At 65.6% G+C, this 14,717-nt stretch carries 16 protein-coding genes; 8 read left to right on the top strand and 8 right to left on the bottom strand.

The window, feature by feature from the left end:
- Position 1: 1 nt before the first annotated feature.
- A complete protein-coding gene (locus tag E4P29_RS18455) occupies positions 2-859 on the bottom strand; it encodes a glutaminyl-peptide cyclotransferase (protein WP_135046618.1) in 858 nt (285 codons plus the stop codon).
- Positions 860-891: 32 nt separating this feature from the next.
- Here E4P29_RS18455 and E4P29_RS18450 point away from each other — a divergent pair, with 32 nt between their 5' ends.
- The 3 genes from E4P29_RS18450 to E4P29_RS18440 are packed head-to-tail and all read left to right on the top strand — an operon-like array spanning position 892 to position 5,328.
- Complete coding sequence (locus tag E4P29_RS18450) at positions 892-2,064, top strand: DUF3027 domain-containing protein (RefSeq protein WP_135046617.1); 1,173 nt, start codon at positions 892-894, stop codon at positions 2,062-2,064.
- Entirely contained in the window at positions 2,061-4,787 is a 2,727-nt protein-coding gene (locus tag E4P29_RS18445) for an ATP-binding protein (RefSeq protein WP_135046616.1), read from the top strand. The genes E4P29_RS18450 and E4P29_RS18445 overlap by 4 nt, the downstream gene beginning before the upstream one ends.
- The gene (locus tag E4P29_RS18440) at positions 4,777-5,328 is read left to right on the top strand and encodes a phosphatase PAP2 family protein (RefSeq protein WP_209205458.1); all 552 of its coding nucleotides are present in this window, start codon (positions 4,777-4,779) and stop codon (positions 5,326-5,328) included. Before E4P29_RS18445 ends, E4P29_RS18440 begins: the two co-directional genes overlap by 11 nt.
- Here E4P29_RS18440 and E4P29_RS25970 read toward each other — a convergent pair.
- Positions 5,297-5,440 (bottom strand): hypothetical protein, encoded by a 144-nt coding sequence (locus E4P29_RS25970; RefSeq protein ID WP_167327272.1) that lies wholly within the window; start codon positions 5,438-5,440, stop codon positions 5,297-5,299. The two genes, E4P29_RS18440 and E4P29_RS25970, sit on opposite strands and share 32 nt — an antisense overlap.
- Before the next feature lie 141 nt (positions 5,441-5,581).
- Complete coding sequence (locus E4P29_RS18435) at positions 5,582-5,821, bottom strand: DUF2530 domain-containing protein (protein ID WP_027495903.1); 240 nt, start codon at positions 5,819-5,821, stop codon at positions 5,582-5,584.
- Positions 5,822-5,880: 59 nt separating this feature from the next.
- Between E4P29_RS18435 and E4P29_RS18430 the strand changes: the two genes are divergently transcribed.
- From E4P29_RS18430 to E4P29_RS18420, 3 genes are read left to right on the top strand one after another with little or no spacing between them, the layout of a single operon-like run.
- Positions 5,881-7,332 carry an NCS2 family permease gene (locus tag E4P29_RS18430; RefSeq protein WP_135046615.1) on the top strand — a complete coding sequence of 484 codons (1,452 nt, stop codon included), beginning with the start codon at positions 5,881-5,883 and terminating at the stop codon, positions 7,330-7,332.
- A gap of 52 nt (positions 7,333-7,384) precedes the next feature.
- On the top strand, positions 7,385-7,813 hold the full coding sequence (locus tag E4P29_RS18425; RefSeq protein ID WP_135046676.1) for a MarR family transcriptional regulator: 429 nt from the start codon (positions 7,385-7,387) through the stop codon (positions 7,811-7,813).
- Positions 7,814-7,870: 57 nt separating this feature from the next.
- Positions 7,871-9,142 carry an MFS transporter gene (locus E4P29_RS18420; protein WP_135046675.1) on the top strand — a complete coding sequence of 424 codons (1,272 nt, stop codon included), beginning with the start codon at positions 7,871-7,873 and terminating at the stop codon, positions 9,140-9,142.
- Between the two features lie 6 nt (positions 9,143-9,148).
- On the opposite strand, the gene E4P29_RS18415 is transcribed toward E4P29_RS18420, so the two are convergent.
- From E4P29_RS18415 to E4P29_RS18395, 5 genes are read right to left on the bottom strand one after another with little or no spacing between them, the layout of a single operon-like run.
- Positions 9,149-9,754: a response regulator transcription factor gene (locus E4P29_RS18415; protein ID WP_027495906.1), complete on the bottom strand. Its 606-nt coding sequence runs from the start codon at positions 9,752-9,754 to the stop codon at positions 9,149-9,151.
- Positions 9,751-10,887: a histidine kinase gene (locus E4P29_RS18410; RefSeq protein ID WP_135046614.1), complete on the bottom strand. Its 1,137-nt coding sequence runs from the start codon at positions 10,885-10,887 to the stop codon at positions 9,751-9,753. The genes E4P29_RS18415 and E4P29_RS18410 overlap by 4 nt, the downstream gene beginning before the upstream one ends.
- 37 nt (positions 10,888-10,924) lie before the next feature.
- A complete protein-coding gene (locus E4P29_RS18405; protein WP_135046613.1) occupies positions 10,925-11,698 on the bottom strand; it encodes an ABC transporter permease in 774 nt (257 codons plus the stop codon).
- On the bottom strand, positions 11,695-12,645 hold the full coding sequence (locus tag E4P29_RS18400) for an ABC transporter ATP-binding protein (RefSeq protein ID WP_135046612.1): 951 nt from the start codon (positions 12,643-12,645) through the stop codon (positions 11,695-11,697). The genes E4P29_RS18405 and E4P29_RS18400 overlap by 4 nt, the downstream gene beginning before the upstream one ends.
- Complete coding sequence (locus E4P29_RS18395; RefSeq protein WP_209205457.1) at positions 12,642-12,869, bottom strand: hypothetical protein; 228 nt, start codon at positions 12,867-12,869, stop codon at positions 12,642-12,644. The genes E4P29_RS18400 and E4P29_RS18395 overlap by 4 nt, the downstream gene beginning before the upstream one ends.
- Positions 12,870-13,036: 167 nt before the next feature.
- Between E4P29_RS18395 and E4P29_RS18390 the strand changes: the two genes are divergently transcribed.
- Both E4P29_RS18390 and E4P29_RS18385 read left to right on the top strand, forming a co-directional pair.
- The gene (locus tag E4P29_RS18390) at positions 13,037-13,591 is read left to right on the top strand and encodes a CcdC protein domain-containing protein (protein ID WP_032399889.1); all 555 of its coding nucleotides are present in this window, start codon (positions 13,037-13,039) and stop codon (positions 13,589-13,591) included.
- Positions 13,588-14,706, top strand: coding sequence for a histidine kinase (locus tag E4P29_RS18385; RefSeq protein WP_135046611.1), 1,119 nt, complete (start codon positions 13,588-13,590; stop codon positions 14,704-14,706). Before E4P29_RS18390 ends, E4P29_RS18385 begins: the two co-directional genes overlap by 4 nt.
- The last annotated feature ends 11 nt before the right edge of the window (positions 14,707-14,717 follow it).

The following is a 14,717-nucleotide window of genomic DNA, read 5'->3' as shown; positions in this document are numbered from 1 at the left end:
GTCAATTCTGTCCTACGGCCGCGGGATCGGTGAATCGCACCTCGAAGATCTTGGGCCAGAATTTGCCGGTCACCAGAAATCTGTCGGTGCCGGGGATCTGGGCGATGCCGTTGAAGACGTCGGCTCCGTTTCGCTCGGTGGCCGTCATCGAATCCCACAGCGGCTTGCCGTCGATGACGGCGGTGACGCGGCCGGTGGTGGGGTCGATGCGCATGATGTCGAAGGTTTGCCAGACGTTGGCGTAGATCGAGCCGTCCTCGGCGCATTCGAGCTCGTTCAGCCTCTCCACCGGATTGCCGTCGAGTGTGACGTCGACGGTGTTCACGGCGTCGAAGGATGTGGGGTCACGGAAGGTCAGGGTGGACGTGCCGTCGCTCATGACGAGCCGGTTGTCCGGCGTTCCTCCACCCTGCGTGCACAGCCCCCATCCTTCGCCGTCGTAGTTCACTCGGCGCTGTTCGGCCAGGGTGTCTCGGTCGCGGGCGACGGCGACTCCGTCTTGCCAGGTGATCTGCCACAGGGTGTCGCCGTCGACGGTGATGCCCTCGCCGAACAGGTCGGACGGCAGGTCGACCCGCCCCAGCTCGGTCATGTTCTCGAGTGACGTACGGCGGACGAAGGAGGAGCCCTCCAGCCCGGTGCCCTCGTACAGCACGTCGCCGTCGACCTCGAATCCCTGAGTGAAGGCGTCGTCGCCGCGGTCGTAGGAACGGAGAACCTCCGCGCCCAGCGTGGGTACCGAGTCCGACGTGACCGGGGCCGAGTCGCCTGGACCCGACGTCGAGGAGCAAGCAGTGACCGTCAACAGGGACGTCACGAGTGCGGCGAAGGTACGAGCGCGGACGGTCATTGCACCCATGATGGCAGCCCGAACTGGGCGTCACCGAGTTGATGCGGCAAACTGAATGTGTGAGTTTCGTATCTTCTCCAGAGCTCGGATCCATCCGCCCCGTCTTGGCCGATGCCGTGGACCTCGCGCGGCAGGCTCTGCTCGAGCTGGGAGAGGGCGGTGTCGGCGAGTATCTCGGCGTGACCGTGGAGGACGACAGTGCCGCCACCCACCGCTTCGCCAGCGATCTCGACGGTTATCGCGGATGGCAGTGGGCCGTTGTGGTCGCTGCTCCCGACGATGCCGATCACGCCACGGTCAGCGAACTCGTGTTGCTGCCCGGTCCCGACGCTCTCGTGGCGCCGTCCTGGGTGCCCTGGGACGAGCGCATCCGACCCGGCGATCTCGGTCCGGGCGATCTGCTCTCTCCACGTCGAGACGACCCGCGATTGGTGCCGGGATACGTCGCGTCCGGTGACCCCGCCATAGACGAGGTGGCCGGTGAGATCGGCCTGGGCCGCACGCAGGTCACCAGCCTCGAAGGACGGCTTGCTGCCGCCGAACGATGGCACGACGGCGAGTTCGGCCCCGATAGCGAGATGGCCAAGGCCGCGCCGTCGACGTGCGGACTCTGCGGTTTCTACCTACCCCTCGCAGGATCGCTCTCCGCGGCATTCGGAGTGTGCGGCAACGAGTTCGCCGCCGACGGTCATGTGGTGCACGCCGAATACGGTTGCGGCGCGCACTCCGATACCGAGCTGCCCACCGGAGCGGGCTCGCCGCAGTTCGAGCCGTACGACGACGCAGCACTCGACGTCACTCCGTCGCCGACCGGTGCCGCACAGTCGAACGTGCCTACCGCGAACGATGCTGTTGCAGAAGAGGATTCGGAAGCAACGGTCTCGTCGGCCGAGACGGTAGCGGTGGCGGAGTCCGAGGTACCCCAGCCCGACGCGGCAGCACTCGAATCTGCAGCATCAGAATCGGCAGCACCAGAATCGACAGACTCGGCCGCGGCAGAGGCTGCAGAGCCCGAGGTGGTCGAGACCGGGAACGACGCCGCTGACGCAGCCCCTTCCACTGACGCAGCCTCTTCTACTGACGCAGCGTCTTCCACCGGCGACGCTTCTCCGGCCGACGACGCTTTTTCCGCTGTCGGTACCGATGTCGATCTCGACGCCGATTCCAGTGTCGACGGTGTTGTGCAGCAGGAGGATTCGGCATCGCCGAGCTGATCGATCCTTTCGGTACCGGGTCGCTTCGCGAGTCGATTCTCGCGTCCTGGGGTTCCTCGCCCACGCGGCTGCGGGAGGATTCGGCATCCGAGGCAGATCTGGTGCGCGGGGGATACCGCGATCGCTTGTTGACCGAGTTGGCGCAGAACGCGGCGGATGCTGCGCAGCGAGCAGGCGTTCCGGGCCGGTTGGCCGTGTGGACCGACGAGGCGGGTGCGTTGCACGTCGCCAACACAGGTGCCGCGCTGGATGTGTCGGGTGTGCATGCTCTCACCGCGCTGCGGGCGTCCGCCAAGGCTGCGTCCGACCCGGCTGTCGGACAGTTCGGGGTCGGCTTCACCGCGGTGCGATCGGTGTCCGACGAGATCGAGGTTCGCTCGCGCGAGGGTGGGGTGATGTTCAGCGCCGAGCGCACTCTGATGGCGTTGCGCGAGCGAGGCATGACCGTGCCGGAGTCGGGAGTGCCGGTGCTTCGGTTGGCGTGGCCCACGTCCACGCCGCCCGCTGCCGGGTTCGATACCGAGATCGTGTTGTCACTACGAACCGGTGTGGCAAAGGAATCCTTCGCCGGGGGATTCGTCGACGAGGCCGTCGATCTGTTGCTCGAGCTCGAAGCGTTGGATTCCATCGAGGTCGACGGTGTCGGCATCGACTGTGTGAGAACAGAACTCGACGACGCACGCGTCGAGATCGCCATCGGTTCGCGAACGTGGCTGCAGTACACGACCTCGGCTGCACGGTGGATCGTTCCGATGGTCGACGGTCTACCCGTTCCCGCTGCGCCGGACGTGTTGCGGGCCCCGACGCGGTCGGACGAGCTGTTGTCGTTGCCCGCGTTGGTCGTTGCCGATGTACCCATGCAGCCGGATCGTCGACGGGTGTTGCCCGGCGTCTCTGTCGCCGAGGTGGCCCACGGTTATCCCGATTTCGTGGCGTCGTTGCCTTCTTCCGTGCGAGTGTCGTTCGTGCCCGAGGTCGGCTTCGCGCGCAGTGCGATCGACGGCGAGCTTCGTGAGCTGATCTTTCGCCGATTGTCCACCGCGCCATGGCTTCCCGCTGCCGATGGGCCCGATCTCGCACCCGAACGCGCCCATGTTCTGGCCGATGCCACCGAAGAACTCGCTGCGGTGTTGCTCGATGTGGTGCCGAATCTGGTGGACGCCGCTCTGTCGGGCGCGCGGCACGCGTCGGCGTTGTCGGCGGTGGGAGTGCACCGCATCGGGTTGGCGCGGTTGGCCGAGATGCTCGGCGGGCAGGCCCGTGAGCCGGCCTGGTGGCGGCGACTCTACGACGCATTGACTCCGCTCGTCGTCGACGGGGTCGCAGCGGAAGAACTTGCTGCGCTGCCGGTTCCGCTTGCGGACGGTCGTACGGTCACCGGTCCGCGGACTACCGTGGTCGGGTCGGGCGCGTCGGCCGAGGTCACGTGGGTACGCCTGGTGCATCCGGATGCGGTGAGTCCTTTGTTGATTCGCCTGGGTGCGCGGGAGGCCACCGCGGCCGAGTTGTTGTCGGATCCCGCCCTCGAAGCGGCCCTCGACGATCTCGATTGGGACGGCGACGAGGTGGATGGCCTGGTGTCGGCAGTGCTGGCGCTGGCCGGGGAGGCGGGAGAGCTTCCGGGGTGGCTCGGGAGTCTTCCGCTCGAAGACGACGAGGGCGAATTGCGCAGTGCCGACGAACTGTTGCTGCCCGGCGCGCCGTTGGCGAGGCTGTTGGTTCGGGATTCGCCGTTCGGTGTGCTGTCGGCGGCCTCGGTGGCCAGGCTCGGTGAGCGGGCCCTGCGCGCGGTGGGCGTCGGCTGGGGGTTCTCGGTGGTACGTGACGAGTGTCCGACGGGGCCGGATCACGATCTCGACGACGAGCCCGCCTGGTGGTCGAGTCTGGCCGAGGAGCCGGAAACCCTTGTCGCGGTTCGTGATCTCGACCTCGTCCGGTCGGATGCCTGGGCTGAGGCTCTGACGGTTCTGCTCGACGAACCGAGTACCCGTGCAGCCCTGACCGACCGGAATGGTTACACGGCATGGTGGCTCCGACGTCACGCGCTGCTCGACAACCGCTCGCCGATCACGTTCCGGGCACCGTCGGACGGGACGTTCGCCGGTCTGCTCGATCCGTTGGATCACCCGCGCGCCGACGAACTCCATGCGGTGCTCGCTGCGTCGACATGCGAGAGCGCCGAGAGCGCGCGGGTGTTGCTGCGTGCACTCGAGGACCCGCAGCGACATCCGACGGCGGCGGTGATCGCGCGCACGCACACGCTGATCGCGAGTGCCGTCCTGGATCGACGCATCGACGTGGCGGATATCGATCCACCGGATCGCGTGCGCACTCTCGGCGGCACCGTGGCCGATGCGTCGGACGGGTTGGTCGTCGATGCGCCGTGGCTGGCACCGGTCGTGCCGCCGGAGGTGGCGGTGCTATCGGACATGACCACCGCAGCCGTGCTGGCCGACGTCCTCGACATCAGGCGGGCGTCGGAGGCCGTCACCGGTGAGGTTCGCGGAGTCGGACGCGTCAGCTCGTGGGATCGAGAGCCCGGGGCCGTGCTGGCCTGTGCGGTGCTCGGGCTACCGCTTCCGACAGGTTCGGTGGTGGTGCACCGTGAACTGGTGGTGCGGTTGTCGGGGGCTGTCAGCGGTGACCGCGCTGTGCCGTGGTGGGTGACCGCAGACGGAACAGTGCATTGTGTGGAGAGTTGGGAGCGACCTCGTGGGGCCTGACCATGCCGTGCTGGAGTGGATGGTCGAGCATCGCGTCGGGTGGGTCACGACGATGTTCTGGATCATCACCACGGTGGGGAACACGTTCATGATGTTCGTGTTGTCCTCGGCGGCATGGGCTGCGTTGCTGACGTCCAAGAGGACTGTCGACGCGTGGATGGTCGCGGGTTCGATGCTCACCGGGTGGGGGCTGATGAATGCGCTGAAGTTTGCGTTCGCGCGGGAGCGCCCACCGATTCCCGAACGGCTGGTGGAGATTTCGAGCCATTCGTTTCCGTCCGGCCACGCGACGATGTCGATGTTGCTTGCCACGGTGGCGATCGCGGTGATGCTGCGATCGTCCACGCCGTGGCTGCATCGGCCGGTGCTACTGGCGTTGCCTGTGGTCGCGGCCCTGCTGATCGGATTCTCTCGGATCTATCTGGGTGCGCACTGGACGACGGACGTGCTGGCCGGCTGGGTGTTCGGTGCCCTGTGGGGGCTGGGTTGGATCTACGCCGAAAAAGCGATCAGCGGGAGAAATCCGAGCGCTGCGCGATGACGAGGAGCTCGTCACGCATGGCCGGGCTGGAGACAGCGTTGGCGCGTGCGTAGAGGGCGCGGAGCGAGCGGACGTGGTTGCGGCGGTTGCGGTACTGAGCGACGAACTTCATGGCCTGTGCTTTCGTGGATCAAAGGTTATCGAAACTGACATAACCTATGCTCCACGTTAACTCTGTGTTACTCAACCGGATGAGGGGTTAGTTTGCCCACGTCAGAAGGGTTTTCGTGATCGGGCTAACGTGATCCTGATCTCAATCGAGGCCGCGTTGGGCGGTTCTGCTGCCGCGTCGTGACGCGGCTCTCTGCGCCAGGAACAGAGCGAACCCGACAGCGCCGACCGCGATACCGGACCAACACGTCGCCACCGCGTCGTCGCTGCGGTCGCCGGTGGCCGTGAACACGACCAGCGCGACGATCCAACCGAGGATGCCGATCGTCAACACCGGCACCGGATCGGTGAGGCGGGGCGGGATCTGCGGGACGTCGGCCACGAATTCACGCTACGCCACCATATTTCGCCAACCCTCGCGGTGTGCTTTATCTTTCACTCATGCCTATGTCGTCGCGATTACTCGACAACTACTTCAAGATCACCGAGCGCGGCTCGACTGTGGGTTCCGAGGTTCGCGGCGGTGTCGTCACCTTCGTGGCGATGGCCTACATCGTCGTCCTCAACCCGCTGATCCTCGGTAGCTTCTCCGCCGACGACGCAGCTGCCAAGACCGACGTACTCGGCAACATCCTGCCCGTCGCCCAGGTTGCCGCCGTGACGGCACTGGTCGCCGGCTTCATGAGCATCGCGTTCGGCATCATCGCGAACTACCCCTTCGGTATCGCGGCCGGCCTCGGCATCAACACTCTCTTGGCCGTCACCATCGCTCCTCAGGTCAGTTGGCCCGAGGCGATGGGCCTGGTCGTCATCGACGGCATCATCATCGTTCTGCTGGCCGTCACCGGCTTCCGGACGGCGGTGTTCAACGCGATTCCGCCGGAACTGAAGGCCGCGATCGCCGCAGGCATCGGTGCCTTCATCGCGTTCATCGGCCTGGTCGATTCCGGCTTCGTACGCCGAATTCCCGACGCCGCAGGCACGACGGTTCCCGTCGGCCTCGGTATCGACGGGTCCATTGCGTCGTGGCCGACGGTGATCTTCGTGTTCGGGTTGTTGCTGATGGGTGTGCTCGTGGTGCGCAAGGTCCGCGGCGGTCTGCTGATCGGCATCGTCGTCACGACGGTGTTGGCGGCCATCGTCGAGGCGGTCACCGATGTGGGGCCGTCGAACGGCGTCGACCCCAAGGGCTGGAACCTGTCCGTACCGCAGCTGCCCAGCGTTCTCGTACAGTCGCCGGACCTGTCGCTGGTAGGCAACGTCGACCTGTTCGGTGCGTTCACCCGCATCGGTGTGCTGGCCGCGAGCCTGTTGGTGTTCACGCTGGTCCTCGCGAATTTCTTCGACGCGATGGGAACGATGACGGGTCTGGGTAAAGAAGCGAATCTCGACAAGGACGGCACGCTGCCCAACATCGGCAAGGCGTTGGTCGTCGAGGGTGCCGGAGCCATTGCAGGCGGCGGCGCGTCCGCATCGTCGAACACGGTGTTCGTCGAGTCGGCCTCGGGAATCGCGGAAGGCGCACGCACCGGACTGGCCAACGTCGTCACCGGCCTGCTGTTCCTGCTGGCGATGTTCTTCACGCCCCTCACTGCTGTCGTGCCCATCGAGGCGGCTGCTCCGGCGCTGGTGGTGGTGGGTGCACTGATGATCGGTCAGGTTGTCCACATCGACTTCAAGCGCTTCGACTACGCGCTGCCGGCCTTCCTCACCATTCTTGTCATGCCGTTCACGTACTCCATCGCCAACGGTATCGGCGTCGGGTTCATCACCTGGGTCGTGCTCGCCGTCGGTTCGGGCCGGGCGAAGACGGTACATCCCCTGTTATGGATCGTTGCGCTGCTGTTCGTGGCGTTTTTCGCAGTCGGTCCCATCACGGATGCGGTTACCTGATGCTGGGTCGATACCAGGGCGTATTCTCTGCGCTGTGACGTCGGGAAACAGTGTGAAAGACAATCGGGAATTGGCAAGCGACCTGTCGCTTGCGGTGGTGAGGTTGACTCGCCACCTTCGAGGTAGACGAGTGGACTCGCAAGTGTCGCTCACTCAGCTGTCGGCTCTGGCCACGCTGAGTCGGGAGGGCGACATGACGCCTGGCGCGTTGGCGGCTCGGGAGCGGGTTCAACCCCCGTCGATGACGCGGGTGATCGCGTCGTTGGCCGAGCTGGGTCTGGTGGAGCGCACGCCGCACCCCACCGACGGGCGTCAGGTGATCGTGTCGTTGTCGGCGACAGGCAAAGAACTGATCGCGGACGAGGCGAGTGCGCGCGAGGCATGGATGACTGCGCAGCTGGCCGGGCTCGGACCCGAGCAGCTCGACACGCTACGAGACGCGGTGAACATCATCAGCGCACTGGTCAGCGATTCCGAGTAGTTACCTAGGTTTATTATTTGATCTGTGGCTCAAGTTTCACGTACGTCCGGCGCGACGATGTTCGCTGCCCTGAAGACTCGCAACTACCGATTGTGGGCGTCCGGGCAGATCGTCTCGCTGGTCGGAACGTGGATGCAGAGGGTGGCCCAGGACTGGCTCGTTCTGACGCTGTCCGGCGGTAACGGCTTCGCCGTCGGCATCGTCATGGCCCTGCAATTCGGGCCGACGCTGTTTCTCTCGGTGTGGGGCGGAGTGCTCGCAGACCGGTACGACAAGCGCAAACTCCTCATGATCACCCAGGTGTTCGCCGCAGTCTGCGGTCTGGTGCTCGGTGTGCTCGATGTCGGCAACATGGTCGAGTTGTGGCACGTCTATGTCATCGCCTTCATCCTCGGCTGCTCGTCTGCCATCGACGCGCCGGTACGGCAATCGTTCACCATCGAGATGGTGGGCAAGGAAACTCTGTCCAACGCGATCGCGTTGAACTCGATGACGTTCAACATGGCGCGGATCGTCGGGCCTGCGGTGTCCGGAGTTCTCATCACCCTCGTCGGTACCGGCTGGGTGTTCCTGATCAACGCGGTGTCGTTCGCCGCGGTGTTCGGTGCCCTCCTGGCGATGAACGTCGGTCAACTCTTCCGTGTCGAACCTGCTCCGCGCGCCAAAGGGCAGGTGCGGGAGGGCTTTCGGTACGTCTGGGGGCGGGGAGACCTTCGAGTGTTGCTGGCGACGGTGTTCATGGTCTCGACGTTCGGTCTCAATTTTCCGCTGAGTCTGTCGGTGCTGGCGCGCAACACGTTCGGCAGCGGAGCCGACGCCTACGGATTGCTCTCGACCACCCTCGCGGTCGGCACACTCGCGGGAGCGACCCTGGCGGCCCGGCGCGCCACGGCCCCGCGATTGCGGCTCTTCATCGGTGCGGTCATCGCGTTCGGGCTTTTCGAGCTACTCGTGGGGTTGATGCCGAACTACCTTCTCGTCGCGGTGTTGTTGGTGCCCACCGGCGCGTTGACACTGACGTTCACGACGTCGGCGATGAACATTCTGCAGATGTCGGTGCCGTCCGACATGCGCGGCCGCGTGATGGGCATCTACATGCTGTGCTTCCTGGGCGGAACCCCGCTGGGCAGCCCGGTGCTCGGCTGGCTCGCCGATGTGCTCGATCCACGCGCACCGTTGTTGTTCGGCGGTGTCATCTCACTGGCGACGGGGCTCTTCGCTGCCGTGTATCTGCTGCGGCACAACCATTTACGCATCACCGTGGTGCCGCCCGCCGACGGTCACCGGCTGCCCACCCTCGATACGGTGGCCGTCGGAAGCAAGGTCTGACAATCGTCAGATCCAGCCGTGGCGTCGGGCCAGTGCGCAGGCCTCGTGCCGGTTCGCCGCCCCGAGTTTCGCGGCTGCCGCAGACAGGTAGTTGCGGGTGGTCCCCGGCGACAGATGCGCGCGCTGTGCGATCTCCGCTATCGATGCGCCGTCCGCGGCGAATTCGAGTACATCAGCTTCCCGCGGTGTGAGCGGTGAGTCCCCGGCTCCGATGGCTTCCGCGGCGAGCGTCGGGTCGACGTAACGCCCGCCGCCGTGCACTGTCCGCACCACCTCGGCCAGGGTGGCGGCCGAGGTTGTCTTGGGGAGGAACCCGCGCACGCCGGCTTCGAGCGCCTTCTTCAGGTAGCCCGGCCGACCGTGGCTGGTGACGATGATCGACGCGCAGGTGGGCAGAGTCTCGGCAATTTTCTGCGCCGTCTCGATGCCGTCGATCCCGCCCATCTGCAGGTCCAGCACTGCCACGTCGGGTGCCAGAGCCGCGGCAACCGTCAGCGCCTTCTCGCCCGAATCGGCCTGTCCGACGATCTCGATGTCGTCCTCCAGATCCAGCATGGTCGCCAGCGCCGATCGAATCAGGTTCTCGTCGTCGGCCAGTAGAACTCGAATCATGGTGTGGTCCTCGGGTTCTGGGGCGATGTGGGCAACACTGCGATGAGGGTGAATTCCTCGGTTGTCTGCTCGGTGCGCAGTTCCCCTCCGACCACGACCAAGCGTTCCCGCAGTCCGCTCAGTCCCGTGCCGTCGTTGCGGCCGTCCGTTGCACCGGGGTGGTCGTTCGTCAGTCGAATACTGCTGTCGGTCAGTTCGATTCGGCAGTATGTGGCCGCGGAGTGGCGCAGTATGTTCGTCACGCCTTCACGAACCACCCAGGCGGCCGCCTCGGCCGCACGCTCGGACAGTGTCGAGGTCTCGCCGGTGAGCTCGGTGGATATCCCGGCCGCAGACAGGAGCGAGCGGGCACCGTCGAGTTCGCCGGCGACATCCACCGAGCGATAGCCGCGCACCAACTTTCGGGCGTCGGTCATCGATTCCTGGGCCAATGCGCGCACCTCGTCCATCTGCGTCGCAGCGCGGTCGTCACCGCGGCGAGCGAGCGTTGCGGCGAGTTCGCTCTTGACCGCGATGGCCGAGAGTGCGCGTCCGACGACGTCGTGCAGATCGCGCGAGAACCTCAGACGCTCCTCGGCGACGGAGAGGGCTGCGGCTGCGTCGCGGGTGGCGTCGAGTTCGGTGACGATGCGCAGCAGCCACACCGACAGTTGCACGGTGAAGGCCATGAAAGCGATGAAGAGGCCGAGTACGACAGTTTCCAGCGCCGGAGTTCCCACGGCCGCGGCAATCGCAGCGGCAGCCACGGCTGCCGCGAGAGACCAGCGCAATCGAATCAGGGTCGCGACCGCGGTGGTGACGAGTACGGCGGCCCAGAGTGCGTTGCTCGTGGTCCCTCCGGCAACCAGCACCACAGCGGCGACGGCCGTGATCGCCAACGGGATTCGAGGGTTGGCCGTCGACTCGCCGCCGAGTGCCGGGGTGCGCTGAACGACCACGAAAGCGGAGGCGGCACACACCGCTGCCGCCGCCGTGGACCGATAGTCGTCGTACTGAAGCGTCGTCAGCATCGCGCCGACGGCGACACCGACGGTGATCAGCAGGAACGACTGGCGGGTGTAGACGCGTACCTTCTCCACTGCACTGCTGTCGTTCCAGCCGTGCAGTGGATTGAGGTACTCGTACAGCTTCATGATCTCCAGCCTTGCAGACGGACGACGACAGATGCGATCAGGACCGCGGTTCCCAGCGGAAGTGGGTGCGGGCGATCAGCAGGCTGCCGAGAATCCAGGCGAGCATCACCGCCACCGGCATCCCCGCCTCGGCGAACGTGGCGGCGAACCCGACCGACGCGTCGCCGGGGGTGGTGGTGCCGAACCAGCCGAGGTTCAACAGGTCCGACACGGCCGCCATCGGGGTCAGCTCGACGACTCGGCTCAGTGAATCCGGGAGAACGTCGCGCAGCATGGCCGAGCCGGCCATGGCGATCAGAATGACCGGCAGGCTGGTGATCTGCGCTGCTTCCGCATTACGGGTGAAGGCAGACGTGATCAACGCCAGTGCGGCGAACAGTGCCGCGCCGCCGAGGAGGGCAAAAGCGACGAGCAGGACGTTGGTGGGAATGGGCCCACCGAAGGCCAGCACTACAGCTCCGACGATCAGGCCCAGTGCGACGGTGAGGACGAACGACGGGACCGCCGGCCCCATCAGAATCTGAATGTCCGAGCTTTCGCCGGTGCGAAGTCGTTTGAGCACCAACTCGTCTCGACGTGTGGCGTAGATCGAGAGCATGTTGTAGTAGACCATGAACACCAGCAGGAACAGCGCGAAGAACTCGAGTGCCGCTCCCACGCCCACGTCGGTCAATCCGTCGTCGCCCCGACTGCTGATGATCAGCATGACCACCGGGAGCACGAGAGGTATGACGGTCGCGTTGAACAGTAGTACTCGGTTGCGTCCGAGCAGCGTGAATTCTGCTCTCGACAGGGCGGTCATCGTGCTCATGCGCTCATCACCTCGGTCTTGTCATCGGCTGGTTCGTCGATAGGGGAATTGTCGAATTCGTCTGCGATGGAGAGGAACACGGTCTCCAGCGATGCCGCTCGGGCGTCGAGTCCGTGCAGGGTCACCCCGTTGTCCCGAGCCCACAGCAGCAGATCGGTCAACGTCTCCTGAACCGAGGACGTCTGGATCGAGACCGTCTCTCCCGAGACGTCCATGGATGTGCCCGGCAGCGACGGCAGTGCCGTTCCAGGGGCCTTCAGTTCGATCTTCGCCGGATGGTCGGCGACCACCTCGTCCACGGTGCCACTGCGAACGACCCTGCCGCGGTGCATGATCGCGAGTCGATCGCACAGTGACTCGGCCTCGTCGAGGTAGTGCGTCGTCAACATGATCGTCACGCCGGAGTTCTTCAACTCCTGGATCAATCGCCATGTGTTGCGCCGACTTTCGGGGTCGAGACCGGTGGTCGGCTCGTCCAGGAACAAGATGCGCGGACGGCTGATGATCGCGCACGCCAGGTCCAGCCTGCGCTGCTCGCCGCCGGACAGGAATTTGACCCGCGTATCGGCGCGGTCGGCCAGGTCCACACGACCGAGCACCTCCGCCACCGGCAGTGGATGGCTGCAGGTGCCCGCCCACATCCGAAGACTCTCGGCGGTGGTCAGATCCTGAGGCAGGCCGCCCTTCTGCAGCATGATTCCCAGAGCAGGCCGGACCTTACGGCGATCGGCCACCGGATCCATTCCCATGATCCGCACCGTGCCCTTGCTGGGTCGCGACAGGCCCTGAATCACTTCGAGAGTGGATGTCTTGCCCGCACCGTTGGTGCCCAGCAATCCGAACAGCTCACCCTCCGCGATATGCAGATCGAGAGCCTGGACGGCCTCGTACGCGTTCTTGCCCGATCCGTAACGGCGCGTCATCCCGTTGACGTCGATGATGGTCATGATTGCGTCCCCCAATGGCGCAGTCCGATGACGAACCGGACACCCATGAAGGCGACGATGACGCCCAGTGCGACGAACGCCGGAACGGACGGCCCGACAATCGCGAACAACACGGCGATGATCGCGAGACTGATGACGATGACGACGATCTCACGCGCCATCGTCGGAGCCGGTCCGAGCTCCATCAGATCGGTGAACAGATTTCCTTCGTCTGGTTGCTTCATGACTACGATCCTGCTGCGCGTCGAGCACCGAAAACAGTGCAGCGCATCATGACCTGAGGTGACACCGTCACGGTCCAGCCATGACAAAAGTCATGCGCGCGTGTCTCCACCCGATCTCCACCCGTGGGTCGATGTGCACCCACCGCGATCTTCGTAGCGTTGCTGCCATGAACATTGCAACGATTGCTCTCGTAGTCCTTCTGGTCGGATACCTGCTGGTGCGGCGCATGACCGGCCAGCTCATGGAAGCTCGGCGCATGCTGGTGCTTCCGGCGATCCTCGCCGTCGCCGGACTGGCGTCACTGAATTCGACCGCGCTGTCGGCCACGGCGATCGGTTTCTTGCTCCTCGGCTGTGTCGTCGGAGCCGTGTTCGGGGTGGTCCGCGGCTACACCGTCCGGATCGCCGAGCGGGACGGAGCGGCTTGGATGCGTTACTCGTTCGCGTCGGTCGGCCTGTGGGTGGCCGCGATCGCGGTGCGCCTCCTCCTCGTGCCGGTGGAGAATGTCGTGGATCCGGCCGCCGCGTCGGTCGCCGGCCAGGCCACCATGTTGGCCGTGGGTGTCGGATTCCTCGCCGAGTCGGTCGTCGTGCTCTACCGAGCCATGCACTCCGAGGCCACCATCGTGTGGCGAGCCGACAAGTCCGGCAACCACACGTTGTCGCCTACGCTGGCCGACATGCACAGTCGGGTTCGCGAAGGACGGGCGAAGATTCGGTGACGTCGGCACCCACGCCGGACGTACGGTTACCCGCACTCGACAGCTTCCGGCTGTCGAGTCGGCCGTATGTCACGGTCGTCGTCGTCGTGGCTGCGTTCGCGACATCGGATCTGCACGATCCGGTTGTGCTCACGCTGCTCGTCGTCAACAGTCTCGTACTGGCGGCCTCGACGGTGTCGCGTCGGTCGACCGGTCTCCGGCTCTCGCTCGCCGGGGCGGGCATCGCACTGATCGCCTCCGCCGCGATTCTTCCTTTGGGCGGAACCGGGGTCGCAGCGGCGTTTCCGTTCCTGTTCGCCGGACATGCCGGGTGGCGGTTCAAGCCGTCGATTGCGTTTCCGTATGCGGTGTCGCTCAGCGTGGCATGCGCGTGCGCGCTGTGGATCGCCGATCACCACGGTGTCGACGGGTGGCCCTGGGCCGCCGGTCTTTTCGCCGGGTGGCCGGTGCTGATCGGGTATTCACGACGCAGTCGGCTGGACGCATTACGCAATGCCCGGCGCGCCACCTACGCCGAATTGCGCGAGCATGCCCTGGCCGAGCGAGCTCGCATCGCCCGCGACATTCACGACGTTCTCGCGCACTCGCTGTCCGGGGTCAACATGCAGCTCGAAGTCGCCGACGCGTTGCTCGACGCCGGTCGCGCCGACGAGGCCAGAGCCGCGGTGGGCAAGGCGCAGAGCCTCGTTCGCGAGGGCCTCACCGAAACCCGCAGGGCCGTGCAGACTTTGCGTCAGGACGTGCTGCCCCTGGTGCCGACGATGGCCGCCCTGGTGGACGCGGACGGGAACTTCCGGGTCGAGGGCGAGGCTGTCGATCTCGATACGCCGCAGTCGCAGTTCCTGGTTCGGTGCGCGCAGGAGGCGCTGACCAATGCCCGTACTCATGCTCCCGGAGCGGCAGTCGACGTAGTGGTTCGCTTCGCGGCAGAACAAGTGGAGCTCTCCGTGACCAACGGCCCGGCCCACTCGCTGCCGAAACCGGTCGACAGTACCGGAATGGGTTTGGTCGGCATGCGCGAGCGCGCCGCACTGGTCGGCGGGTCGGTTGCGGCGGGTCCGGACGGGCGGGGTTGGACGGTCCGTGCCACAGTTGCTGTGCCGCAACCACACTGAAGACAACACGA

This window comes from Rhodococcus sp. 1R11 (assembly GCF_004563845.1).
Taxonomy (GTDB): Bacteria; Actinomycetota; Actinomycetes; order Mycobacteriales; family Mycobacteriaceae; genus Rhodococcoides.
The sequence above is the reverse complement of the archived record's forward strand: the minus strand, read 5'-3'. Positions and strand labels throughout refer to the sequence as shown.

Excerpts from the sequence above, each read along its gene's own strand:
- E4P29_RS18410 (WP_135046614.1), bottom strand. The coding sequence starts at position 10,887 with ATGAAGCTGTACGAGTACCTCAATCCACTGCACGGCTGGAACGACAGC.
- E4P29_RS18395 (WP_209205457.1), bottom strand. The coding sequence starts at position 12,869 with ATGAAGCAACCAGACGAAGGAAATCTGTTCACCGATCTGATGGAGCTC.
- E4P29_RS18415 (WP_027495906.1), bottom strand. The coding sequence starts at position 9,754 with ATGATTCGAGTTCTACTGGCCGACGACGAGAACCTGATTCGATCGGCG.
- E4P29_RS18390 (WP_032399889.1), top strand. The coding sequence starts at position 13,037 with ATGAACATTGCAACGATTGCTCTCGTAGTCCTTCTGGTCGGATACCTG.
- E4P29_RS18450 (WP_135046617.1), top strand. The coding sequence starts at position 892 with ATGCGGCAAACTGAATGTGTGAGTTTCGTATCTTCTCCAGAGCTCGGA.
- E4P29_RS18405 (WP_135046613.1), bottom strand. The coding sequence starts at position 11,698 with ATGAGCACGATGACCGCCCTGTCGAGAGCAGAATTCACGCTGCTCGGA.
- E4P29_RS18420 (WP_135046675.1), top strand. The coding sequence starts at position 7,871 with ATGTTCGCTGCCCTGAAGACTCGCAACTACCGATTGTGGGCGTCCGGG.
- E4P29_RS18455 (WP_135046618.1), bottom strand. The coding sequence starts at position 859 with ATGGGTGCAATGACCGTCCGCGCTCGTACCTTCGCCGCACTCGTGACG.
- E4P29_RS18430 (WP_135046615.1), top strand. The coding sequence starts at position 5,881 with ATGCCTATGTCGTCGCGATTACTCGACAACTACTTCAAGATCACCGAG.
- E4P29_RS18400 (WP_135046612.1), bottom strand. The coding sequence starts at position 12,645 with ATGACCATCATCGACGTCAACGGGATGACGCGCCGTTACGGATCGGGC.
- E4P29_RS25970 (WP_167327272.1), bottom strand. The coding sequence starts at position 5,440 with ATGAAGTTCGTCGCTCAGTACCGCAACCGCCGCAACCACGTCCGCTCG.